Origin of the sequence: Acidisoma silvae (assembly GCF_020618775.1) — a bacterium.
In the GTDB taxonomy this organism is placed as follows: domain Bacteria; phylum Pseudomonadota; class Alphaproteobacteria; order Acetobacterales; family Acetobacteraceae; genus Acidisoma; species Acidisoma silvae.
Genome location: NZ_JAESVB010000029.1, coordinates 1 through 21,142 on the forward strand (window position 1 = coordinate 1; position 21,142 = coordinate 21,142).

General features: G+C 58.1%; 22 protein-coding genes. 5 read left to right on the forward strand and 17 right to left on the reverse strand.

Features of this window, described 5'->3' with window-relative positions; translation table 11 throughout:
• The coding region (locus tag ASILVAE211_RS24215) for a transposase (protein WP_227323939.1) at positions 1-244 on the reverse strand (244 nt) is incomplete at its 3' end.
• 182 nt (positions 245-426) lie between these two features.
• On the opposite strand from ASILVAE211_RS24215, the gene ASILVAE211_RS24220 reads away from it, so the two are divergent.
• A complete protein-coding gene (locus tag ASILVAE211_RS24220) occupies positions 427-678 on the forward strand; it encodes a hypothetical protein (protein WP_227323940.1) in 252 nt (83 codons plus the stop codon).
• Between the two features lie 805 nt (positions 679-1,483).
• On the opposite strand, the gene ASILVAE211_RS26220 is transcribed toward ASILVAE211_RS24220, so the two are convergent.
• Complete coding sequence (locus tag ASILVAE211_RS26220) at positions 1,484-1,714, reverse strand: hypothetical protein (RefSeq protein WP_264479094.1); 231 nt, start codon at positions 1,712-1,714, stop codon at positions 1,484-1,486.
• Between ASILVAE211_RS26220 and ASILVAE211_RS26595 the strand changes: the two genes are divergently transcribed.
• A complete protein-coding gene (locus tag ASILVAE211_RS26595) occupies positions 1,626-1,967 on the forward strand; it encodes a spore coat protein U domain-containing protein (RefSeq protein ID WP_406566100.1) in 342 nt (113 codons plus the stop codon). The genes ASILVAE211_RS26220 and ASILVAE211_RS26595 overlap by 89 nt on opposite strands.
• On the opposite strand, the gene ASILVAE211_RS24235 is transcribed toward ASILVAE211_RS26595, so the two are convergent.
• The gene (locus ASILVAE211_RS24235) at positions 1,931-2,386 is read right to left on the reverse strand and encodes a hypothetical protein (RefSeq protein ID WP_227323942.1); all 456 of its coding nucleotides are present in this window, start codon (positions 2,384-2,386) and stop codon (positions 1,931-1,933) included. The genes ASILVAE211_RS26595 and ASILVAE211_RS24235 overlap by 37 nt on opposite strands.
• An 85-nt stretch (positions 2,387-2,471) precedes the next feature.
• Between ASILVAE211_RS24235 and ASILVAE211_RS24240 the strand changes: the two genes are divergently transcribed.
• From ASILVAE211_RS24240 to ASILVAE211_RS24250, 3 genes are all read left to right on the forward strand, one after another.
• Complete coding sequence (locus ASILVAE211_RS24240; protein WP_227323943.1) at positions 2,472-3,209, forward strand: fimbrial biogenesis chaperone; 738 nt, start codon at positions 2,472-2,474, stop codon at positions 3,207-3,209.
• 407 nt (positions 3,210-3,616) lie between these two features.
• Positions 3,617-5,743 carry a fimbria/pilus outer membrane usher protein gene (locus ASILVAE211_RS24245; protein ID WP_227323944.1) on the forward strand — a complete coding sequence of 709 codons (2,127 nt, stop codon included), beginning with the start codon at positions 3,617-3,619 and terminating at the stop codon, positions 5,741-5,743.
• The gene (locus tag ASILVAE211_RS24250; RefSeq protein ID WP_227323945.1) at positions 5,731-6,249 is read left to right on the forward strand and encodes a spore coat protein U domain-containing protein; all 519 of its coding nucleotides are present in this window, start codon (positions 5,731-5,733) and stop codon (positions 6,247-6,249) included. The genes ASILVAE211_RS24245 and ASILVAE211_RS24250 overlap by 13 nt, the downstream gene beginning before the upstream one ends.
• 416 nt (positions 6,250-6,665) lie before the next feature.
• Here the strand turns inward: ASILVAE211_RS24250 and ASILVAE211_RS24255 are convergent, their stop codons facing one another.
• The 14 genes from ASILVAE211_RS24255 to ASILVAE211_RS24320 form a co-directional block, all read right to left on the reverse strand.
• Entirely contained in the window at positions 6,666-7,748 is a 1,083-nt protein-coding gene (locus ASILVAE211_RS24255) for an alcohol dehydrogenase catalytic domain-containing protein (protein WP_227323946.1), read from the reverse strand.
• On the reverse strand, positions 7,745-8,857 hold the full coding sequence (locus tag ASILVAE211_RS24260) for an ABC transporter ATP-binding protein (RefSeq protein ID WP_227323947.1): 1,113 nt from the start codon (positions 8,855-8,857) through the stop codon (positions 7,745-7,747). Before ASILVAE211_RS24260 ends, ASILVAE211_RS24255 begins: the two co-directional genes overlap by 4 nt.
• Complete coding sequence (locus tag ASILVAE211_RS24265; protein WP_227323948.1) at positions 8,857-9,978, reverse strand: ABC transporter ATP-binding protein; 1,122 nt, start codon at positions 9,976-9,978, stop codon at positions 8,857-8,859. The genes ASILVAE211_RS24260 and ASILVAE211_RS24265 overlap by 1 nt, the downstream gene beginning before the upstream one ends.
• Positions 9,975-10,832: a carbohydrate ABC transporter permease gene (locus tag ASILVAE211_RS24270; RefSeq protein WP_227323949.1), complete on the reverse strand. Its 858-nt coding sequence runs from the start codon at positions 10,830-10,832 to the stop codon at positions 9,975-9,977. The genes ASILVAE211_RS24265 and ASILVAE211_RS24270 overlap by 4 nt, the downstream gene beginning before the upstream one ends.
• A complete protein-coding gene (locus tag ASILVAE211_RS24275; RefSeq protein ID WP_227323950.1) occupies positions 10,819-11,742 on the reverse strand; it encodes a carbohydrate ABC transporter permease in 924 nt (307 codons plus the stop codon). The genes ASILVAE211_RS24270 and ASILVAE211_RS24275 overlap by 14 nt, the downstream gene beginning before the upstream one ends.
• Positions 11,743-11,799: 57 nt before the next feature.
• Positions 11,800-13,242: an ABC transporter substrate-binding protein gene (locus ASILVAE211_RS24280; RefSeq protein WP_227323951.1), complete on the reverse strand. Its 1,443-nt coding sequence runs from the start codon at positions 13,240-13,242 to the stop codon at positions 11,800-11,802.
• Positions 13,243-13,287: 45 nt separating this feature from the next.
• A complete protein-coding gene (locus tag ASILVAE211_RS24285) occupies positions 13,288-14,319 on the reverse strand; it encodes an AraC family transcriptional regulator (protein WP_227323952.1) in 1,032 nt (343 codons plus the stop codon).
• A gap of 189 nt (positions 14,320-14,508) precedes the next feature.
• Complete coding sequence (locus ASILVAE211_RS24290) at positions 14,509-15,198, reverse strand: glycosyltransferase family 2 protein (RefSeq protein ID WP_227323953.1); 690 nt, start codon at positions 15,196-15,198, stop codon at positions 14,509-14,511.
• Positions 15,186-16,241 carry a radical SAM/SPASM domain-containing protein gene (locus ASILVAE211_RS24295; protein ID WP_227323954.1) on the reverse strand — a complete coding sequence of 352 codons (1,056 nt, stop codon included), beginning with the start codon at positions 16,239-16,241 and terminating at the stop codon, positions 15,186-15,188. Before ASILVAE211_RS24295 ends, ASILVAE211_RS24290 begins: the two co-directional genes overlap by 13 nt.
• Complete coding sequence (locus ASILVAE211_RS24300; RefSeq protein ID WP_227323955.1) at positions 16,220-17,584, reverse strand: hypothetical protein; 1,365 nt, start codon at positions 17,582-17,584, stop codon at positions 16,220-16,222. The genes ASILVAE211_RS24295 and ASILVAE211_RS24300 overlap by 22 nt, the downstream gene beginning before the upstream one ends.
• Positions 17,581-18,336 (reverse strand): TIGR04282 family arsenosugar biosynthesis glycosyltransferase, encoded by a 756-nt coding sequence (locus tag ASILVAE211_RS24305; RefSeq protein ID WP_227323956.1) that lies wholly within the window; start codon positions 18,334-18,336, stop codon positions 17,581-17,583. The genes ASILVAE211_RS24300 and ASILVAE211_RS24305 overlap by 4 nt, the downstream gene beginning before the upstream one ends.
• 95 nt (positions 18,337-18,431) lie before the next feature.
• Entirely contained in the window at positions 18,432-18,896 is a 465-nt protein-coding gene (locus ASILVAE211_RS24310; RefSeq protein WP_227323957.1) for a hypothetical protein, read from the reverse strand.
• A gap of 5 nt (positions 18,897-18,901) precedes the next feature.
• The gene (locus ASILVAE211_RS24315; protein WP_227323958.1) at positions 18,902-19,678 is read right to left on the reverse strand and encodes a molybdopterin-dependent oxidoreductase; all 777 of its coding nucleotides are present in this window, start codon (positions 19,676-19,678) and stop codon (positions 18,902-18,904) included.
• The gene (locus ASILVAE211_RS24320; RefSeq protein ID WP_227323959.1) at positions 19,675-20,328 is read right to left on the reverse strand and encodes a cytochrome b/b6 domain-containing protein; all 654 of its coding nucleotides are present in this window, start codon (positions 20,326-20,328) and stop codon (positions 19,675-19,677) included. Before ASILVAE211_RS24320 ends, ASILVAE211_RS24315 begins: the two co-directional genes overlap by 4 nt.
• Positions 20,329-21,142 lie beyond the last annotated feature (814 nt).

Genomic DNA, 21,142 nt, shown 5'->3' on the forward strand with positions numbered 1-21,142 from the left:
TATCGCGTTCCTGGCGAAGAATTTCATTCTCTCGCCGAAGCCGCTTTAGCTCGGCGGCGGCATCCTCACCCGGTGGTCGCCGCTCCGGCTCATCCATCTCCCGGTCCCGGCGGCGGGACAACCAGCGCGTCAGCGTCGACAAGCCGATGCCAAGATCATTCGCTATCTCCCGCCGCGTCCGGCCGCTCGTCTGGACCAAACGAACCGCCTCGTCTTCAAACTCCTGCGTAAATCGTTGCGCCATGCCTGGATAACTCCTCTATGCCAGTAGGAGCCCTCCACTTTTCTGAAGCAAGTCCAATTACGACATGGCCAACGAAAAGTACATGACACGCTCAAGTCGTCAGCAAGGGGGGCATGCTAGGGCGACGAAGACGGGGGGCGGTCGCGGTGCGGTAAGTGGGCAATGGTGTCGAGAGGACTACGATGACCCAACTTGCCCTGCAAGAGGCGGCAGCCACCATTCTGGCCGCCTATCTGTCCAACCATGAGATTGGCGGTGCGCAACTGCCTGCGCCGATCGTCGCTGTCGGCGAGGTTCTGGCGACGGCACAGGATGCTGTGCCGTCCCTTGAACCCGTGGTCAGGGCTCGCTGGCGGCGGCCCCGGTTCCCTGTCGCGAGCGAGTTGGAGTCCCGGCGGATTGAGCATGTCGATCAGACGGGGATGCTCTGGTAGGAGAAGGCTACCGAGACCCGAAGCGACGAGGTGGCTGACCACCTGATCGATCAGGCGCCTGAACCCGAGCAAACTGCTACCGCTGCGATGCCGGAAGCGAGCCTCGATAAGAAGCGCGACACAAATTAGGTGAATGACGCCGCTGTGCCGGTTGGAACAATCACTCGCCTTCCCGAAGTCCGACGGGGCCGTCGGCGGCTCAGGTCGCAAGTCGCCTGGCGAGGTGAAGAGGTCAGGACGGTCGTTGCTGCAAGGCCGGCGGGAGGGCGAGATTGCGTGACCGAGAGCGTATGACTGTTAGGGTGCACGAGGCTCCGTAAGCTCAGTGAAGACGTGACTCGTATGCTTGAGGGGATTCCTCAGCAGTCGAAGGTTATCGATACGGTCCGAAAGACATTCACCTATCAGGACAGCGAGACGATTGGCCAGGCACCGACGCCCTTGCATGCCATTCCGCGAGTTTGGGTCCGTCCAAGCCTCTTGGCCATGATCGTGAGCCACGCCGAATTAATGCGAGAAAACATCAATTCAACATAAGCCGATTAATATGAGGAATCAATAAAGTGAGTTTTTGTTCTAATAGATCTAGTTCTTCGGGGCGAAGTTGCCCAAAAGTATTGATATAAAACCAAAAAAAGATTAGAAATACGATCTGTTTATAAAATAAATTGACGAAGGCGAGGTAAAGTTCATACATCTAATTGAGTAGAAATTTTGCCGCGACATGTGTCGACGGCCTGAATCGGCAAACCGATTCCAGACGTTACTGAGTAACAACGGGGATTTATATGGATCTCGATAGGCGTCATCTCGCGGTAGCGACTGCCTTCTTCCTGTCTGCCGCATGCCTTTTCTTTTCCGCAACGGGGGCATCGGCAGCAACGGCAACCTCGTCATTCACGGTGACTGCCACTGTCGCCTCCACATGCACAGTCGGCGCGACGAACATGTCTTTCGGTCCGTATGTCCCGACTACGGCATCCAATGCGACTTCGACCATCACCGCGACCTGCACATCTTTGGTGACACCCAGCATTTCGCTCAGCCTGGGCAATGCGACGGCAACACCGCGCTATATGGCAAGCACGGCAACGCCCGCTAACCATCTGCAATATGCGCTTTACCAGGATTCCGGCATGAACACGCCCTGGGCTTCGAACGCGACTCAATCCGTTACGATGGTAGGATCCACTGGAACATTGACCGTTTATGGCCAGATTCCCGCGGCACAGTATGTGCCAGCCGCGACAGATTATACTGACACGATCAATGTCACATTGACATATTGAGGGCAGGCCACTTTGCTGAGGACGCCGTAATGTAAGGAAGGCCAGCCTGTGATAAAGGTAATATCGCAGCGCGTGAGAATTTCCTTGGCGTGTTTCGCAATGGGATTAGCCTGCGTGCACACTGTCGCAGGCGCAAATTTGTCGGTCACGCAGTTTAAAGTTTCCGCACGGGTCGACGGCGTTTGCACGGTGAGTGTGGATTGGCTTGTGGGCGTACTAGATGATGCAAATGTCTCGACCTGCGCGGATGGAACGCCGGTCCAGTTATTTGTGTCGCGCGCCACAGCATTCAGTAGACCGCAGATAAAGAAAACGTCATTGGGCGGCGGAAAATTCGTACCTGACGGAGGGGTGGAATCTTGCGGCCAAGAAACCAGCTCATCTTTAAGAGACAACGCAGAAAACGGCTTGGCTTCCAAGATTCTTGATGTGCCACAAGGATTAATCGGCAATGGGCCGAGCCTGACTGTCGTGTCGGCCTGTTTCTAAATTTCGGGATGGATCATGAATCGCCGCAATTTGATCTTAGCGACGGCTGGCCTTTTGGCAAGTTCGCGAAACGCGTTCGCCCAAAAAGGTCAGCAGGGTCAGGATGTCCAGATTTCTCCGACCATGCTGGCATTAGGCGGCGTTGGGGATACAGCTATCTGCACGATCTTCAATAACGGAACCCAGCCGACAAGTTCTCAAATAAGAATTAAATCCTGGCAGCAGAATTCAGGTCAAGACGTGCTGAGTGATACGAGCGACATCGTCGCCAGCCCACCATTTATGACGGTTCAGCCGAACCAGCGGCAGGTTGTACGTGTCGCCAATCTTTCGGCGACGCCGGGAGCGACGGAAAGTGCTTATCGCGTGCTCCTTAATCAGTTGCCGTCACCTGGCTCACTCACCGGCAACGGCGTACAGATTTTGCTGGCCTTCAGCGTACCCCTATTCATAGCAGGTGCGGATGCGGCGCCCCCGTTGTTGCAGGCGCAGTTCGTGCGTGGTGCAGGTGGAGTCATCCTGAGAGTGCAAAATAGCGGCGATGTGCACATCCGTCTTGCCGATGTTGCCTATCATACGCGGGGTGGGGCGACCGTCATGAGGCTCCCTGGCTTGGTAGGTTATGTTCTTGCCCGGTCAACAAAAGACTTAGACACTAAATTGAGCAACGCGCCGCCGGTGGGTGGGCATTTCACTATCAGTTACAATGGCGTGGAAAAGCCTCTGCCCGTGACATTAGTGCCCGGTAACTGACAGGCAAATGACGAGACCTGCCGCGCGCTTGGGCGCGCGGTTAGGCTATGATCGACAGCAAGGTGTTGGCCATTCCGCGCAGGCCTCCTATTATTTCGCCGGTTAGCCGCACAGGCCTGATCCGATGCCTGTCTTGCCTGTTGGTTGCTGGCTGGTTGATCATTCAGGCCCACGGCGGTGTGGTATTGGCTCAAGCAGCCCAGTCAGATCAGGCCCCCTTATATCTGCAGCCAGTGATCGATGGACGCAGTGTTAATGGATTCCTGCCGGTGACGGCAGAGTCGGGCGGTTTGTTAATTAAGAGTTCTGATATGGAGAAACTCGGCATATCAAGCCGAATTGGCAAACCGGCAGGGCCGGGATACCGGCTTGTCCCGACGTCCGGCCAGGCAAGTGCTGCGATCAATATGGCCGATCAAACGGTCGTCTTTCACATTCCTCAGGCTTTGATCTTGCCCAATATCACCAATCTCGGCGCTGGCTCCGCTATACAGGCGCCGCAAAGCAATGCTACCGGTGCCTATTTCAATTACAATTTAGGGGTAACCACGCCCTTTTCGAACGGCAATGGTCAAAGCGTCGCCTCGCTTTTGGGCAATGTGAACAGTGTCTTGTTCTCGCCTTGGGGAATGCTGCTGTCGCAGACAGGTATTCAGCTTCCCGCCATTCCCGGCAGCGACCAGCCGGCTGTGTCCCGTTTATCGACGACCTATGAATATGACGATGTCACAGTGCCGCGTGCTGTCCGCTTGGGCGATATCATTACCACGCCGCCCGGCTGGGCGCGCAGCAATCTCATGGGGGGATTCCAGATCGCGAGTGACTATAGTCTTCTTCAGCCTCAGACAACGATTTTTCCGACGCCGCAGATCGGCAGCAACCTGTCTGTGCCTTCTGCCGTGTCCCTGCTCGTCAATAATTCGCGGGCCTATAACGGCAATCTGGAAGCGGGCCCCTATGCGCTGGTGGGCATTCCTGTTCTGACCGGACTCAATAGCATTACCGTGCAGACTCGCAGCCCCAGTGGTCAGGTCACATCGCAGAGCGTTCCCTTCTATGTTAGCCCGACAATGTTGAAGGCAGGGCTTTTCACCTATGAGGCATCGCTCGGCTATCTGCGGCAAAATTACGGAACCTTACAAGACGGCTATAGTAACCCTGCGACCGACGATACGTTGAACTATGGCATTTCGGACGATTATACCGGAACGCTACATATGGAGGCATCGGCCACCCTGGCCTTGCTGGGTGCGACGCTGGAAACGTCCGGCCTGTTCGGCGATCTTTCCGTCTCAACGGCCGGTAGCATCCACAAGGGCGCCTTGGGTACGCTTGTCTCGGTCAACTATACGCGCACCGGAAACACGCTCAGCCTTGCCGCAGGAGCAACTGTAGCGGGACCTGGTTACTATGATCTGGCGGCGGAAAACGGTGCACCTTTTCCACGACTTAATTGGTATGTCTCGACCGGTCTGTCGCTGCCTTTTCATATTGGCACTCTGAGCGCCGCTTATACCGAGCAGATTTCGACACCCACGGCCTACACGCCAACGACGGATTACAATGCCGGGCGCTATTCGCTTTATAACCAGCAACAGACCGGTCTGGCAGGCAATAGCCGGTTTCTCATCCTGACTTATAGCCGCACCTTTCTGTCGGATTGGTCGCTCAACGTCTCCGCCTTCGCAGGACAAAGCGAGACGAATTCCGAAACCAGCAACTCAAACGGCATCAATCTCAGCCTCAATTTCCCGCTTGGCCATACGCCCCGTGGCAGCCTGACCTTTGGTGCCGGCAGCAATATGGGGCCGCAATATGGTCAGGTCTTCTCGGCATTGCCGAGCACGCAATACGGATACGGCGGCCAGGTTCAGAACCAGTTCGGCAATAATGGCTCAAGCTACGGTCTCTTCCAGGCCAATACCCATGTGGCCGATTTTGCCACGACCCTCAGCCGCTTCGACAATCAGGAATCCGGCCAGCTGATTGCCAATGGCACGATCGCTGCCTTCGACGGATTGCACTTCAGCTCGCCCACGCGATCGGCGTTCGCGGTGGTCGATGTCGGCTTTCCCAATGTGCCAGTCTCTTTGTCGAACCAACCAGTCGCGAAGACTGGAAAGAATGGAAAGGTCTTCGTGCCCGGGTTGACATCGAACTATCCCAATCTCGTATCGATCGATCCTGCGGATCTGCCGCTCTCGGCCAATATCAAGACGAGTTCTATCACGGTCGTACCACCGCTGTACGGCGGCGTCGTGGCGCGCTTTCCAAGTAAACCGATCACGGATGTGCTGATCCGCATCACGAATGCGGACGGCAGCGTGCCGGCGGCGGGGTCACTCATTTACCTGACAGGGTCGGACCAGCCCGCGACCGTGGTGGGCTATGACGGTGAGGCGATGATCACGAATGCGCCGAAGCAACTGACTGGATATGTCGTCTCTGCCAAGGGGAAATGCGCACTTTCCGCGAGGCTGTCGGTCACGACGGCTCATTACTTGAAGGGTCAATCAGTCAAATGCGTACCCTGACAATTATTTTGAGTGTCGCGGGGGTGCTTCTTGTGATGCTGCCGAGACCCAGCCAAGCTGTGCTTATCTGCGACGGCGGCAGTGTTCTTGGCCTGCCTAGCGGAGCACCGGCTGTGACAGCGACTCCGATGGTTTTCGGCGCTTATATGGCCTCTTTGGGGACTCCGACGACAATTACGAATACCATTACGGTCGCCTGTGTCGGTGCGGCTTTGAATCTGCTGCCGTATTTGCCGGCTTTCACGATCACACTCAGCGCGGGAAGTTCCAGCAGTTTCTCTCCACGCAAATTTACAGGCCCCTCGACAGCGCTTTCCTACAACATTTATACGACCGCGGCGATGACCGCCGTCTGGGGCAATGGCACTGGGGGCAGCGTTACCCAGGCGGGCGGCAACAACCTTTTCGCATCCCAGACTTTTACCGGCTATGGCTCCATCCCAAAGGGACAGTGGGTCAAGGCCGGTAGCTACACGGATACGATCACGATAACGGTCACTTATTGAAAATGAGCGTGGTGGTCAAAACCAAGCGCTACAAGCGAACTGTTCAGGGCAATTCCGATTTGGCGTATCAGTACAGCGTCGACGCCTAGGATGCACGCGCCATTGTTGGCCGCAATTCCCATAAGCAGTCTACATTGCGACTTGATTGCGGCCTGTCACTAGGAAGCCCTTTCTGAGAAGCTTTTTCCGAAAACCTTTACCTATGAGCGATATTTAAACGTCTAAGTTCCTTGTTATAATAAAAAGCGATCAACCTAGCTCTTAATCGATAATCTCCACACGAATTACGACATTTTCCCAAATGCAGAATTGTTTCGCCGGAATGCGGAATCTTTCTTACAAAGTAAGGAAGAGTCCCTTCGAGGAATGCTGACAGCAGTTTTCGAAGCTCACGGTCACTGCGGCGTGATACTAGGCTAGCCGCCGCCCTTCATCAAAACCTTGATGGAGTCGAGTGAGTTCGCGAGCTTGATGGCCTCGTCCCAATCCGCGAAGGCAAAGTCATGCGTGACGATTCCTTTGGACGTTACCAGGCCGCGCGACAGCAGATCGATTGCGATTGGATAGCAGTACGGGCCCAGATGGGAGCCACGAATATCGAGTTCCTTGCGGTCACCGATGATCGACCAATCGACCGTCGTCTCCTTGCCGAAGACCGAGAACTCAACAAAACGGCCAAGCTTACGGACGAGAGACAGGCCCTGCACGACTCCGGAGGGTGATCCAGTGGCCTCGATATAGACGTCGCACCCGTAGCCGTCGGTCGCATCCTGCACGATCTTCAGCGCGTCCGCCTCGGCCGGGTTGATCGTGATGTCGGCGCCGAAACCGCGCGCCAGCGCCAGCCGCTCCGGCACCATGTCGATGACGATCAGCTTCTTCGGCGTCTTCAATTTCGCTACCTGCACCATCATCAGCCCGATCGGGCCGGCGCCGGCGATGACGACGACATCGCTGAGCTGAATATCGCCGCGCTGCACGGTGTGAATGGCGCAGGCCATCGGCTCAATGATTGCCGCATCCTCAAGCGAAAGTTCAGGTGGAATGACATGCACGCGGGCGGTGCGCGGGATCAGCATATAATCTGACATGCCGCCATCTGCGACATCGCGCTGGAAGCCGAAGATATTATGGACCTCACACATCCAGTAGGAACCGCTACGGCAGTAGCGGCAGCGGTCGCACGGAACGATCTGTTCAGCGATGACGCGGTCTCCTGCCTTTAATCCGAAATGGCTGGCGGCATCCGCTCCCATCTCGTCGACGACGCCGAAGAATTCATGCCCTGGTACGACGGGCGGTTTCACGTAAGGGTTGTCGCCACCCCAGAACATCTTCGCACCCGACCAGCATTTGCAATCACTGGCGCAGATGCCGCAGGCAGTGATGCGGATAACCACCTCGCCCGGACCGGGCGAGGGCCTGTCTTTTTCCTCCACCCGGTAATCTTCAGGACCATAGCAGACGATGGCGGTCATGCGATTGTTCGGCAGGCTCATGGCCCGGACTTCCTCTCGGTGAATGACGTTTGCGACGATAGGGTCTGGACGCCATGCATCAGGGCCTGGCCCGTCTTGGCGTCGAACAGATGCAGATCGCGCGGTGCAAAGCCAAGTGGAATGACGCTGCCTGTGCGAGCCGCAATGCGGTGATGGGCGACGACCACGATCAGTCGCCCGCCCATGTCGAGTGCGACATGGGCTTCATCGCCCAGCCAACGGTTGGAGATGACGGTGGCAGCCCAATCGCCTTGCCCGAGCGTGATGGCGTGTGGCCTGAGACCAAGCACAACCGGCGTGCCGAGCGGCGGCAGGGTGACGCCAGGCAGTGACGCGTGGGTATTGTCATCGCCGTCCAAAATCAGGCCGCTATTGCCGACAACGGCCGGCAGCGCGTTCATGGGCGGTTCCCCGAAAAAGGTCGCGACAAACAGGTTTGCCGGCTGCTCCCGCAATTCCGTTGGTGTGCCGTATTGCTGCAGCACGCCTCCCTCCATGACGGCGATGCGGTCGGCCATGGCATTTGCTTCAGTTTGGTCATGCGTCACGAGCACGGAGGTCAGGCCCCGCGCTTTCGTGAGGGCCTTGACCCGGCCGCGTAGAATCGCGCGCAGCTGCGGCTCCAATTGCCCCATTGGTTCATCCAGCAAATGAAGCTCGGCGTCGCGCGCCAGCGCACGGGCCAAGGACGCCCGCTGCTGCTGGCCGCCCGAGAGGCCGGCAGGCTTGCGCTTCAGGATAGGGCCGATTTCCAGTAAATCGGCCAGTTCCCGGACGCGCTGGCGCGGGTCGAACCCCGGCTTGGCGGCAAGGCCGAAACCGATATTGTCCTCGACCGTCAAGGGTGGGTAAAGCGCATAGCCCTCGAAAGCCATGGCGACGCGACGCTGTGCCGGCGGCAGCCCATCGATGCGGCGGCCGGCCAGGGTAATGCTGCCCTCCGTCGCTGCTTCGAATCCGGCGATCATGCGTAGCGTGCTGGTCTTGCCGCAACCAGAGGAGCCGAGAAGGGCGATGAACTCACCGTCCTCAATCTGCAAGCTGAGGTCCTTCACCGCGCGCACCGTGCTGCGGCCGTAGGCTTTGCTGAGGTGGTCGAGCAGCAGCATCAGGCGGCCTCCTCGGTCGCAGTGCGGGCTTCCCCAGCCAGTAGTCCCGTTTCGGTGTCATAGAGCAGGGCCGTATCGGTCTCCGGCCGAAACCAAATCGTGCTGCCGGTCTCTGGCGCCCGGCCGACCTGGCTTGCTAGAATTTCGTCGCCGGCCTGCGTTCGCAGCAGCAGGACGACCTTCCCGTGCAGCGGCGTGACTGCGGCGATGGTCGCGGCCACGGCGCCGGGTTGAGGGTCAGCAAAGATAGCGATGCTGTCCGGGCGAAGGCCGAGCATGGCCTCACGCCCGGCTAATGCGCCTGCCATCGATAGCGTCAGATCCAGACCAAAGACGCTGACGTGCAGACCGTCATTGGCAAGCGTCGGACGGCAAGGCACCAGATTGAGCGGCGGGTCGCCGAACAGGCGTGCAACGGCGACCGATGCCGGTGCCGCATAGACCCGTTCCGGGTCATCAAGCTGGACGATGTGGCCGTCGATCAGCACCGCGATGCGGTCGCCGAGCGCCATCGCCTCGCGATAGTCCTGGGTAACATAGACGGCGGCAGCATTGGCGCGGCGCAGCAGGCGGGGCAGTTCCATCCGCATTTCGTAGCGCAGCTTGGCATCGACATTGCGCAATGGGTCGTCCATCAGCAAGATTTTGGGGGAGCCCACCAAGGCGCGCGCCAGGGCCGTGCGCTGCTTCTGGCCGTTGGACAGCGCGCGAGGCTGCTGGGCCAAGACATGATCGATCTTCAGAAGTTTGGCGATGGCGCTGACTTTTTCGTCAATCTCGCGCTCAGGCAGTTTGCGTGCCCGCAACGGGCTCGCGATATTTTCCCGCGCTGACATATGCGGATAGAGCGCAAAATTCTGAAAGGCGACGCCGATGCTGCGGCCTTCCGGGCCGGCGGTGGTGACGTCGCGTCCGGCGATGGTGACGTGGCCGGTCGCATTTGGGTCAAGCCCGGCTATCGCCCTCAGCAGCACGGTCTTGCCGGAGCCGGATGGCCCAAAAAGCACCAGCGTTTCGCCGGGCGCGACCGCCAAGCTGACATCGTGCAGAACCGTGGTCTTGCCAAAGGCTGTACGTATCGCCTGCGCGTGCAGGCCGTTTTTGGTGATAGCAGTGTTCATCCTTTGACGGCTCCCAGGCTCAGGCCTTCGACCAGCCAGCGCTGCGCATAGAGCGCAAGGGCGAGGGTTGGCAGGATGGAGAGCACGATGGCGGCGGCGATGATGCCATATTGAATGCCGGAGGCTGTGACGAAGGCGAGCGCGCCCACCGTCACCGGCTGCTTGTCGGCCGATGCCAGGACAAGCGCAAAGACGAAATTGTTCCAGGCGAAGATGAAGGACAGAAGAGCGGCAGCCGCAATGCCGGGACCGGCGAGCGGGATGGCGATTTTGGTGAAGGCTTTCCACCACGAATGACCGTCGACACGATACGCATATTCGATATCCGGGCTGGCATCTTCAAAATAGCCGCGCACGATCCAAAGTATCAAGGGCAGGCAGATCAACTGATAGATCCAGATCAGGCCCACATAGGTATTGCTGAGGCCGATATCCTGGAAATACAGCGTCAGCGGCAGCAGAACCAGCAAGGGGGGCGCAAAGCGAAAGGACAGCAGCGTGAAGGCGATATCCTCACCGCCGCGAAAGCGGAAGCGGGCGAAAGCATAGGCGGCCGGAACGCCCAGGATCAGCGCGACGAGAACCGAACAGGTTGAGAGCAGAACGGAATTCCACAAATTATGCAGGAAGGTGATATTGATGATGCCGGTCGCGGTATTCAGCTTGCCGGACAGAAGGGCTACGTAATTCTGCAAGGTCAGATGCGGAGTCAACGTAGGCGGTACCTGCAGCACGGTCTCATTCGTCTCGAAGGACATAAGCACGATCCAGAAGATCGGGAACAGAAAGAAGACCACTACCAAAGTCAGCGCGACGCCGCGCAGACCTCGCCATAGCATGTCAGCTTGCGCCATGTGCGCGCTCCCTCAGCTTCATCCATTGCCGCACGAAAACCTGGCTGAGCACATAGGTAATGGCCCAAAGCACCATAAGAATCGCGGCGGATCGCCCGACATTGGTGTAGGAAAAAAACTCGAGATAGGCTCGGACCTGAAAGACCAGCAGGCTGTTGCCCGGTCCCCCCTGCGTCATGGCATAGATGATGTCGAACTGCTGAATACTGTCGAGCGTGCGGAACAACACTGCGGTAAACAGGAACGGCGTCAGCATCGGCAGCGTGATGCGCAGGAAGACGAATCCGGCATTCACGCCGTCTAGCTTCGCGGCCTCGAAGGGCTGTTGCGGCAGGGATCGCAAGCCTGCCAGCAGCAGGATCATCATGAAAGGCGTGTAGACCCAGATATCGACCAAAACGACGGTAAACATTGCCGTATGGGGGCTGGACGCCCATTTGAAATCAGTCACACCCACCAGCGAAATCAGCCAGCTCAGAACACCGAAACCAGGATTGGTCATCAGCTTCCACATCAGCGCAGCGATCGCCGGTGCCGTCATCAACGGCATGAGCAGCGCGATGGAGATGATATTGTTCAACCGGCTGCGTTCCCGCAGCAGCAGCGCGATACCGAGGCCAAGTAATAGCTCAAGCACAACCGTCGAAATAGTATAGATCAGCGAGACTTGAATGGTATTCCAGAAATCAGGATCGGTAAACAAGCTGATATAGTTCCTGAACCAGATAAAGCTCCGCATATAGGGCATGGAGAGATTGTAGCGCTCAAGACTATACCAAACGGCCGTCACGAAGGGGATCAGAATACCAATGCAGACGAGCAGTGCTGGCAGGCTCAGCAGATAAGGCAAGGCACGCGGCAAGATTGGCCTGCGCGGTAGGGGGGGTGGCGTGACGGGTATCTCAGACATGGTCTTTTCCTCCGAAGCCTGCGGGCGAGCGCGTATCCGCGCCCGCCCGAGCCTTAATCAGCCGAGGCCGGCGTCGCTCATCTGCCGGTCAGTTGCGGCGGCCAGGGCATCAAGTCCTTCACTGACGGGAATCTGCTTGGCGACCATACGCTGCAGGGCCGCTGCCCAGTCGGTCGTGACGTTGAAGAAGAGCGGCTGTGGCGTAAAGTAGATCTTCGCGTCCGGCGAAGTGACCTGATAGGTCTCCAGAAAACCGGGCACCTTCTGTTCCATATGCGCCTGGAATTCGGAATCCTTCCAGATGCTGGAACGCACCGGATCGATCATGTCATGCTCGCGTGCGCCAAACAGAAGATGATCGGTTCCCGTCGCCCATTGCATGAACAGCCAGGTCGCATCTTTGCGCTTTGAGAAGTTGGACATGGCCAGAGACCAGATCCAGACGTTGGAAGTCGGGTGGCTCATCTCGGGATTGGGGGCGATGGGCGCAAAGCCCAGTTGCCCCTTCATCTTGGTGTCGCCTGTCGCCGTGAAATAGCCGAGGCTGTCAGCGTCATAGATCATGCCCGACGTGCCGGCGCCCAGATCCGCGCCGACTTCGTACCAGGTATAGGTTGCCCAATTCTTTGGCCCGCTATCCTGCACCATCTGCACGAATTGCGCCGTGAATTCCTTTGATTCCTTGGAATTCACCGCAGATTTCAATTTTCCGTCGGCCACCGTGAAGTCACGCCCGCCGAAATTGGCGTAGCCCGAGAGAAAGCCCGGATGGATCGTGGCCCAGGAGCGGCTGCCGCGCAGACCCACGCCATACATGCCATTACCGCCGCTTTGCGTGATTGTCGCGGCTGTCGTCATCAGTTCTTGCATGTTCTTGGGCGGCGTCAGCTTCAGCTTGTCGAAGACGGGCTTGTTGTAGGTCAGCATATAGACCTCGAAGCCCCAGGGCAGCGCCCATTGCTTGGCCCCAGGGCCGCCCAAAGCGTCACCCGGCTTTCCGGACCAGCTGTCGGACGCACGCAGATTGGGCAGAATGTCTTCCCAGTCGTAATTCGGTGCAACCTTGGATTTGTCTTGCAGAAACTCATTCATATCGACGAGCCAGCCGGCTGGGCCGTATTGCCAGGTCTGGTAAGCGCCGGTCATAAAGGCATCGTATTCTGTGGAATGGGAGGAAAGGGCGGCCGTAACTTTGTCGAAATAGACGTCCTCCGGGAAAATGTCATATGTCACGTCCATGCCCGTCAAAGTTTTGAAGGCTTCCAGATCGGCAATCATGGAGTCGGCGTAGGGATGCTTGTTTAACAAAAGCTTCAGGCTCGTGCCTTTATAGGCCTTCCAGTCAAAATCGGCCGCCAAAGCTCGTGTCGCGGTCGCATTGACGAGCATATCGGCAATGCCGGCGGTAATGCCGAGCGCGGCTAACCGCCGCATCAGGTCACGCCGCCCGATACCGCGGGCTTGAAACGCTTCACAGAGATCCTTGGCTTTTTCGTACATGATACTTCCCCTGTTTGCTTTTTTATTGATTGATAGGCGGGTATCTCAGGCGCCCCAGTGTCGCTCCTCAGTCACTGGGGAAGGCGGTGAAATGACGGCCGTTACCGCAAGATCCGCGATGGCGTGGTGATGATTGCGGAAAGCGCGCGGTGCCATTCCTTTATGGGCAAGAAATTGCCGATTGAAATTCGACAGATTGGCGAAACCGACCAGAAAACAGATATCGGCTATCCTTGTCTTGTCGGCAATGAGCATGTCGCAGGCGCGTTTGATGCGCATGCTGTTGACGTAATAAACGAAACTGACGCCAGCATGGCGGCGGAAGGCGCGAGAAAAGGCTGCCAGCGAATAGCCGCTGAGCGCGGCCATCTCTGTTTCATGCAATTCGGTTGCGAAATTCGATGCGATATAGTCTAGAACATGGTTGAGCGGTTGCGCCATGTAAGTCGCAGGATCGGATCGATATGCTTGGCTCGATAAAATGCGCTTCGCCGTTGAGCGGTTCAGCACGTCAAGCAAGGCAAAAAACAAGGCGAGGCGCCGCACGCCATGGGTCGTCAGCATGTCTCGCAGCAGCGGTTCGGCGGCTTTGGCATCCTCGGCTGAAAACTGCACGCCAAACGCGGCGTCCTTAAGCAGGCCCTCGACGCAGGACATTTCAGGAAAATTGTCGCAGCAGCGCCGGACAAAATCTTCGCCGAACTGAACGATCAATCCGCGCTCTGGCACACTGGAGCCGGCTGGCACGTCGCTGATCCAATTATGCGGCAAATTGGGACCTGTCAGGATAAGATTCCCCGGTTCAAACAGGCCGACATGATCGCCGACAAAACTCCGCCCGCTGGTCGCAGTTACCAGATGGATCTCGTATTCGGGATGAAAGTGCCAGCGTACGGTCCGATAGGGATAGCCATGCGCCCAAACAGCAAAGGACGCATCCGTATGGAGGCTGACGACTTCGAGGTCAGGCTGCATTTCTGTCACTGTTCGACATAGCCGGCCGACCCGCCATGGCTTTCCCCGACGTTTAAGGGGCTTTGCACCCCTTTCATCTTTTCTTGCCAGACAGTTATCCACCAAAGCATCAGGGCGTCTACATCACGCGCTCCGGAAGACTGATACTTTTTTGTTTGTGAGAATGATCGGACTTATGGGCTTTGGCTCGTCCTGATCGGATTTGAGCCTCATGCTCTGCAGCGTCTTGCCCACGTATCAGGGCTTTCTGGTGCCCGGACTTCGCCACCCCTCCTCTGGGGGATATCGACACTAAGAATTGCCGGTCGCGACACGGATGAAGGTATTAACGATCTTTGTCCCAGCCCTGATCGTGCCACCGAGAGAGCCCGCGACCTTCGATTGGCCACCTGCACGGCACCGATATGGCATGGGCACTTCCTGAATGCGGAGCTTGGCGCGGGCCGCGCGCATTTGCATTTCGATATTCCAGCCATAGGTCATTTCGCGTAGCGCCAAACTCTCCAGAGCGCTGCGGCTGATCGCCCGGAAGGCGCACATATCGGTGTAGCGGACGCCGTAAAGCGCACCCATGCCGAAACCGGCCAGGCGGCCAGCCAGGACCTGATGCCAAAGCATCGCCCCGGGGTCGCGCGCGCCTTCCGTGCGGGAAGCGAGCACGAAATCCAGCGCGCCGCTCAGCACCGGCCCGGCGATGCGCGCGATGAGGTCGCCACGGTCTGCACCATCGCCATCCATGAAGACAATCACGCGGCTGCCGGGCAGGGCCGCTGCGGCGCCCATGGCACAGGCTCGGCCATAGCCGCGGCCGGCATCCAGAACACGCGCGCCGGCCGCTGCCGCAATCTGCTGCGTGCCGTCACGACTGCCGCCATCGGCGACGATGATATCGCCCCTGTATTCCGCCGGGATTTCGCGCACAACCGCCCCGATGCTCTCGGCTTCGTTATAGGTCGGAATGACGAGGGTTACAGGCTCCATCGCATACCGCAATTCTGGCAAGGGGCTGGGGGGGCGTCGGAGAGCAGGCTATCGCGGAATGCGCGATAGACGTCGCCGTTCCAGATGTCCCGCAGATCCTGCTGGGTGGCGTCGCCAAGCGTGTAATTGCTGTAGCCGCGTACCGAGAAAGGCGCGATGCAGCAGGGCAGCGCCCGGCCATGGGCGGTGAAATACATCAGCGACCAAGGTCTGCGGCACGTCGTCCAGGCCTTGTCCTCCGCCTGTCGTTTCAGGCTGAGACCGGGTTCGGTCGCACCCGAGGCGTCGAGCGTGACGCCGAGCGGCACGGCCAGCGCCTGCGCCGCTTCGATCGCCAGGCGTTCCTCTTCTTGCGTGCTTTCGAACAGCGAATTGGCAGCGGTCGCCATGCCATAGCCCTGTTCGTCAAAGACCAGACGCTGCAAATGGACTTCGGTAATGCCCATCTGCGCGGCCAGCCTCACGAAGGCCGGCAACTGCTCCACCGTTTCCTTCAAGCCGGTCAGCCAAAGCGAGACGCGCGGCGTGGTGGCACCCACCTGCTTCTGATAGGCGATGAACTTGCCGACATCACGGACGATGCGATTGAAGAAATCCTTGCCCCGCACGCGGGCATAGGATTCGCGGTCGGCGGCATCCAGCGAAACGCGCAGTTCATCAAGGCCGGTATCGATCAGCTCCTGAAAGCGCTTCGGCTGCATCAGAGTGCCGTTGGTATTGAACAGAACATAGGTGCCGCGATCCTTCAGATAGCGGATCATCTGCGGCAGATTCTGCACCAGCATCGGCTCACCCACGCCATGCATGACGACGCGTGCGACATTGGGGACCTGATCGACGATCTTGGTGAACAGTTCCCAGCTCATATCAGCCGGAGGCTCCAGTTCCTCGAAGGTGCGCGGGCAGGTTTCGCACAGAAGGTTGCAGCGGTTCGTGACCTCCAGATACAGGCAGACCGGCGGTGCGGTGGCGACGGAAGACCGTTTGGCGCCGATCTCCTCGAAATAGCGGCGCGGATCTTTCAGCGCGACGGAAGCGGACATGACATCTCTCCGGGTGGGTTTTGCGGGCGTCGCGATGCCGCGCGTCGTTGCAGCAGGTCGAGTAGCAGCAGGCCGGCTGCCGGCAGATAGATGAGCGAGGGCCAAAGGAAGCGATCATGCGGGATCGGCCCGATGATCAGCAGCAGAGGAGCGGTTGCGAGCCAGAGCAAGGCGGCAGAGGGTGCGACCACCGCCGGCAAAGCGAGCCACGCAAAATACCAATGATAATGCGCGCTCATGGCGACCATCGTAACGGCAGCGAGCATGCCGGCATCCTGGCACAGCCGCTGCGCGTCATTCTCGGGTGCGGCTCGGCGCAGGATTAAGACGGAAAGCAGCGTGAAGATCAGAACAGCCACGAGCGCGTAGAGTTTGGACGCATAGGCGGGCAGGACGGTTAACTCAGCCAATCCCGCCAGCAGCCAGATGCCGGACCCGCTGTCGAGACCTTCTTCCGATCCGTAGGTCGGGAGAAAGCCCAGGACATGCCGGCCTGCACTAATATAGACGGCATAAGCGGCGAGGATAACGGCGAGGCCGGCGAGGGTTGGGCGCCAGAACCGTCCGCCGCGCAGCAAGGCAGGTGCCACGACAATGGGCAGAAACTTTGCCATCACGGCGCCGGCCAGTGCCGCACCGGCCCAGCCATTGCGGCGTTTTGCGCGTAGCAGCAGCGCCAGACCCACGAAACCGACAGCGATGGCATCGACATGCCCGTCACTCGCGAAAGACCACAGTGCCAACGGATTCCAGGCATAGATCAAGATGCGTGCGCGAGGCAGGCCGGCCAGCGCCAGCAGCCAGAGCATGGACGCGATGCCCAAAGCCTCGCAGGCGAGCATCGCCAAACGAATCCCGGTCACGCCGTCCCACAGCCGTCCGGCAAGACCAAAGATCATTTCGGCAAAGGGCGGGTATATGGTGCGCGCATATTCCTTGCGGTTGATATGCGAATAGACGGTGCCGTCACGCAAATCAGCGAGTTTGGGATCTGCCGGAATATAGCGATAGGGATTGATGTCATGGGCCTGCACCCGCCCGTCCCAGACATAGCGATAGATATCGGTCGAGAGCATCGGCGGTGTGGTCAGCAGCGCAAGGCGTAGCAAGATCGCAACGCCAAGTACCAGCCATATGGTCTGCTTGGGCCAGTTTGCGCGCTGAATAAGAAGCACAGACCCGAAATAGACGGCTGCACTGATACCAAGAAGCGCCGCCAGCAGACCAAGCTTTGCGACATGGGCACCGCGTGCGATGGCCGGCGGGTCGATGCAGAGGCCTGCGACGGTCAGCGCCAGCAGCGTCACGCCAAGACCCGCAAGCACAAAAAGCCGTTTCGTCATGCAGCGGAATCCTGGCGCAGATCATGCGCCAGACCCAGCTGCTCAATTGCCGTCCGCGTAAAGGGTGCCGCGTAGCCGCGTGTTTCCAGAAAAAGCTGACCCAGAGAGACGGCGTCATCGACATCATACCAGGACGGCAGCTCTACGATTTCGAGACCAAGCTCAGCGGCCCGTGCGCGTGTGGCATCGGCGACGCTTTCCGTGCTCCAGGTGATGTCGCGGAACAGGCCGGCGTAAGGCGCGCGCATGCCCAGAAGATAGTAGCCTCCGTCATCGCAAGCCCCAAGAACAATGCGCTTGTCGTGCCCGTGTAAAAGAGTTTCTGCAGCGGCGACCAGAAATTCGGTCGGTAACGTCGGTGTGTCGGAGCTCAAAACACAGGCGGCGGTATGGCCTTGATCGAACTGGCCTTTGATCGCCTGCCACAGCGAGCGGCCAAATCCTTCCACGCCAAATGGCGCGGGCAGCATCCCATCCGCCAGAATACAGGCGGTTTGCACCGCCAGATGCGGTAGCAGCTGGGCTTCGGTGCCGAGCGGCGCATAAGCCGCATAACTTGCGACAGGAACGGACCGCGACGCGGAAACGAGGTTTTCCGTCGTATCGCGCAGGAAGGCGGCACTGAGACCGGCTGCCTGATTATGCGTTAAAGGCGGACAAAGTCTGGTCTTGGAAAAGCCCGGCCTTGGCGTTTTCGCCATCACCGCTATGGCGCAGGCATTTTCCGAGGCACGTATTTCACTCGCTGTCATTTTCTGACCTTTTGACATTGCTCGCCGCGCGATCGTCTCGAGATCTATACGGGCCAAGTTCCGTCCGGTTACATGTTGGCACAGAAACGTGTGTGCTAATGCGACGGTTTCGCGAGACCGACTTTTAGGATCGTGTCATCGGCCACCGGTGTCGTGGCGTCAGGCGTGAACGTAGCAAAGGCCGCCAGTTGCTTGGGCGTATAGGCGACGACTTCCATCTCATCGCCAAGCAGGACCATGGCATCGATCGGCACGGCGATCAGCCGCCCGCCATAGCCATAGAAACCGCCAAAATTCATGACGACCGAGACATCACCTTGTGCGTTGCGAACGACCGATCGCACGCGCCCGAGGATGATCTGGCTTTCGACCGGCTGTAGAATAAGCCGATGTGCCAGATCGCCGGCGCGGACCGGCTGGGGAAAGCGCATGGCAGTCGATTCAGCCAAGCTCATGCCCGCAGGCGGCGGCATGCCGCCTGGCATCGGGCTTTGTGCGCAGGCGGGGGCTATGGCGAGCATAATTGCCGTGGCAACGACAATCGGAATGCTGTGCGGCATGGTAGTCACATTCCTGCGAACCATGGAAAGCCTTTGGATTCCCAGAAGCCCCCGGGATAGGTATTGGTTACTTCGATCGCCGTAATCCATTTTGGATTCTTATAGCCAAGCTTAACGGCGGTACGCAGACGCACGGGGAAGCCGAATGGGTCGGCCAATGGCTGCCCGCCATATTGCAGCGCCAGCACAGTCTGCGGATGTAGGGCTGCGGCCATATCGATACTGCTCGGATAATTATCCGCCGTCTGAAAGGCAACGTATTTGGCGCGGAGATCGGCGCCTGTCCGCTCCAGGAAGGTCCGCAGCGGCACGCCGGTCCATCCGCCGATATAGCTCCAGCCCTCGACGCAGATATGTTTGATGACGATGGAGCGTTGCGGCAGTGCTTGCAGATCCTGCAAGGTCCAGGGCCGCTTGTTTTGAATCAATCCCCCCAGTTCCAGTTTCCAAGTCGCGCCGTTGACCGGTTTGACATCCGTGACATCGTAATAGGCGTTGAATTTCGGTGGCCGCAGAATCATCGACGCCGGATAGGTCGGTGCGAGCTTGTTGGCATCGAACAGCAGGGCCTGGACACGGTCGTTAAGGTTGGAGATGGCAAGAAGCGCTTCTTCCACCGCTTCAGGGCGCTTCACGTCGCAGCCGGTCAGCATCACCAGCGAACCAAGGGTAAGCCCGGCGCGCAACAGCCCGCGCCGCTCCAGCGTTCGGATCAGCGTGCGGTGCATGTCCAGCACCGAGGCGTCTGGCGCATCATCTGGGCGAAAGGGTGATTTCGTCATTTCGATGCGCCTTGCGGTGAGCGTCTCTTTTCAAGACGGGGCCCGCCGGCGAGCATGGCCCAGATGGTCTTTGGCACGAGTACTGCAAGGAGAACGTGGACGATAACGAAGCCGACGATGACGACCATGCCCGCGAAATGAAAGACGCGGACCGATTGAAAGCCACCGAACAGACTGACCAGGCTGGAGAATTGCACCGGCTTCCACAGCGCCAATCCAGTCAAGGCCTGATTGATGGAGGCGAGGATGACGAGGATGTACAGCAGCTTTTGCACCGCGTTATAAACGGTGAGGTCTTCGTGCGCGATTTTGAAGTGCAGTGTCTCGACGACAGTTTTGACGACATCGCGCGGGCGGATGGGCAACAGCCTTTCCCGCAAGCGGCCGGTCGCTACTCCATAGGTAAGATAGATCAGGCCGTTTATGCCAAAAAACCACATGCCAGCGAAATGCCAGTTCACGCTCCAGGCTGCCCATTCGCCCAGGCGCAAGTAGCCTGGAAAATGCAGCCCGTTGATGATGACATCGTCATTATAGATGCCCCAGCCGGACGTGATCATGACCATCATCGCGGCTGCATTGATCCAATGCATGACCCTGATGGCTAAGGGGTGAAGGCGGCGATCTTTCGGTGATCGTTCTTTCTTCATGGTGTTCGATCCTCAGCGTTAAGCAGCCTGGGTGGAACAAAAATAAGACTTAACAGAAAGGACGAAATTTTATTAAAAAGAATAATAACGTGACGGGCACGCTACCGGCATCAAGTGCAAGATGCGCGGAGGACTGCAACGTATTTCATGGAAGCGACATAACAGTAGCAAAGTTAGTGCGCAGTCCGATCTGTTATTGATTACGGGCAACGGGTTGCGTCAGGCAAACGCCATCTATCCGGCCTTGGTTAGAGCTATAGACAGCAGACAGAAAATATCATTCTGCATCATAAAACCTCACTGAACTCTATTGTCATACGACGCAGACACCAGCCTCGCTGACACACTTGGCATTTGCCTCTCTATTCGAAGCCTGACCAACTGCGGTTACAGCACTAACCATATAAATTTACATTCGCTAGAATAATTGGCCGAATCTCAAATGGAGCGATGCTTTGTTCGATTTGAACATCCATAGGCTTTACATGCTGAAAAATATCATCGCTCTACTGGTCGGTGCGTTTCGCGAGGTCAGCGAGAGCATTTGAGCGCCCGCAAGGTTAAAATCGATTGGCGACATGCAGAGATCGATACGGTATTGTCTTTCACTCAATGACTGCCACCTGGTCCATTTGGCCAGTTAATATTGCCGTGGCTGTAGCCAATGCGAACGTGGCGGCTCCTAGCCAAATTGAACTATGAAGACCAGCATGGGTTACTAAAATGTCCCCAGCCAGGGCGGCAGAGGTTATGAAAAGCTGAAACACACTTGTATTGATAGCCTGAGCGGCCTCGCGGGTGGCGCTCAAAAGCC

Bases quoted from the DNA above. Each gene is read 5' to 3' on its own strand.
- ASILVAE211_RS24305 (WP_227323956.1), bottom strand. From the start codon at position 18,336: ATGACAGCGAGTGAAATACGTGCCTCGGAAAATGCCTGCGCCATAGCG.
- ASILVAE211_RS26595 (WP_406566100.1), top strand. From the start codon at position 1,626: ATGTCTTTCGGTCCGTATGTCCCGACTACGGCATCCAATGCGACTTCG.
- ASILVAE211_RS24255 (WP_227323946.1), bottom strand. From the start codon at position 7,748: ATGAGCCTGCCGAACAATCGCATGACCGCCATCGTCTGCTATGGTCCT.
- ASILVAE211_RS24290 (WP_227323953.1), bottom strand. From the start codon at position 15,198: ATGGAGCCTGTAACCCTCGTCATTCCGACCTATAACGAAGCCGAGAGC.
- ASILVAE211_RS24320 (WP_227323959.1), bottom strand. From the start codon at position 20,328: ATGAAGAAAGAACGATCACCGAAAGATCGCCGCCTTCACCCCTTAGCC.
- ASILVAE211_RS24265 (WP_227323948.1), bottom strand. From the start codon at position 9,978: ATGAACACTGCTATCACCAAAAACGGCCTGCACGCGCAGGCGATACGT.
- ASILVAE211_RS24245 (WP_227323944.1), top strand. From the start codon at position 3,617: ATGGCCGATCAAACGGTCGTCTTTCACATTCCTCAGGCTTTGATCTTG.
- ASILVAE211_RS24260 (WP_227323947.1), bottom strand. From the start codon at position 8,857: ATGCTGCTGCTCGACCACCTCAGCAAAGCCTACGGCCGCAGCACGGTG.
- ASILVAE211_RS24250 (WP_227323945.1), top strand. From the start codon at position 5,731: ATGCGTACCCTGACAATTATTTTGAGTGTCGCGGGGGTGCTTCTTGTG.
- ASILVAE211_RS24220 (WP_227323940.1), top strand. From the start codon at position 427: ATGACCCAACTTGCCCTGCAAGAGGCGGCAGCCACCATTCTGGCCGCC.
- ASILVAE211_RS24270 (WP_227323949.1), bottom strand. From the start codon at position 10,832: ATGGCGCAAGCTGACATGCTATGGCGAGGTCTGCGCGGCGTCGCGCTG.
- ASILVAE211_RS24295 (WP_227323954.1), bottom strand. From the start codon at position 16,241: ATGTCCGCTTCCGTCGCGCTGAAAGATCCGCGCCGCTATTTCGAGGAG.
- ASILVAE211_RS24275 (WP_227323950.1), bottom strand. From the start codon at position 11,742: ATGTCTGAGATACCCGTCACGCCACCCCCCCTACCGCGCAGGCCAATC.
- ASILVAE211_RS24240 (WP_227323943.1), top strand. From the start codon at position 2,472: ATGAATCGCCGCAATTTGATCTTAGCGACGGCTGGCCTTTTGGCAAGT.
- ASILVAE211_RS24300 (WP_227323955.1), bottom strand. From the start codon at position 17,584: ATGACGAAACGGCTTTTTGTGCTTGCGGGTCTTGGCGTGACGCTGCTG.
- ASILVAE211_RS24315 (WP_227323958.1), bottom strand. From the start codon at position 19,678: ATGACGAAATCACCCTTTCGCCCAGATGATGCGCCAGACGCCTCGGTG.
- ASILVAE211_RS24280 (WP_227323951.1), bottom strand. From the start codon at position 13,242: ATGTACGAAAAAGCCAAGGATCTCTGTGAAGCGTTTCAAGCCCGCGGT.
- ASILVAE211_RS24310 (WP_227323957.1), bottom strand. From the start codon at position 18,896: ATGCCGCACAGCATTCCGATTGTCGTTGCCACGGCAATTATGCTCGCC.
- ASILVAE211_RS26220 (WP_264479094.1), bottom strand. From the start codon at position 1,714: ATGCTGGGTGTCACCAAAGATGTGCAGGTCGCGGTGATGGTCGAAGTC.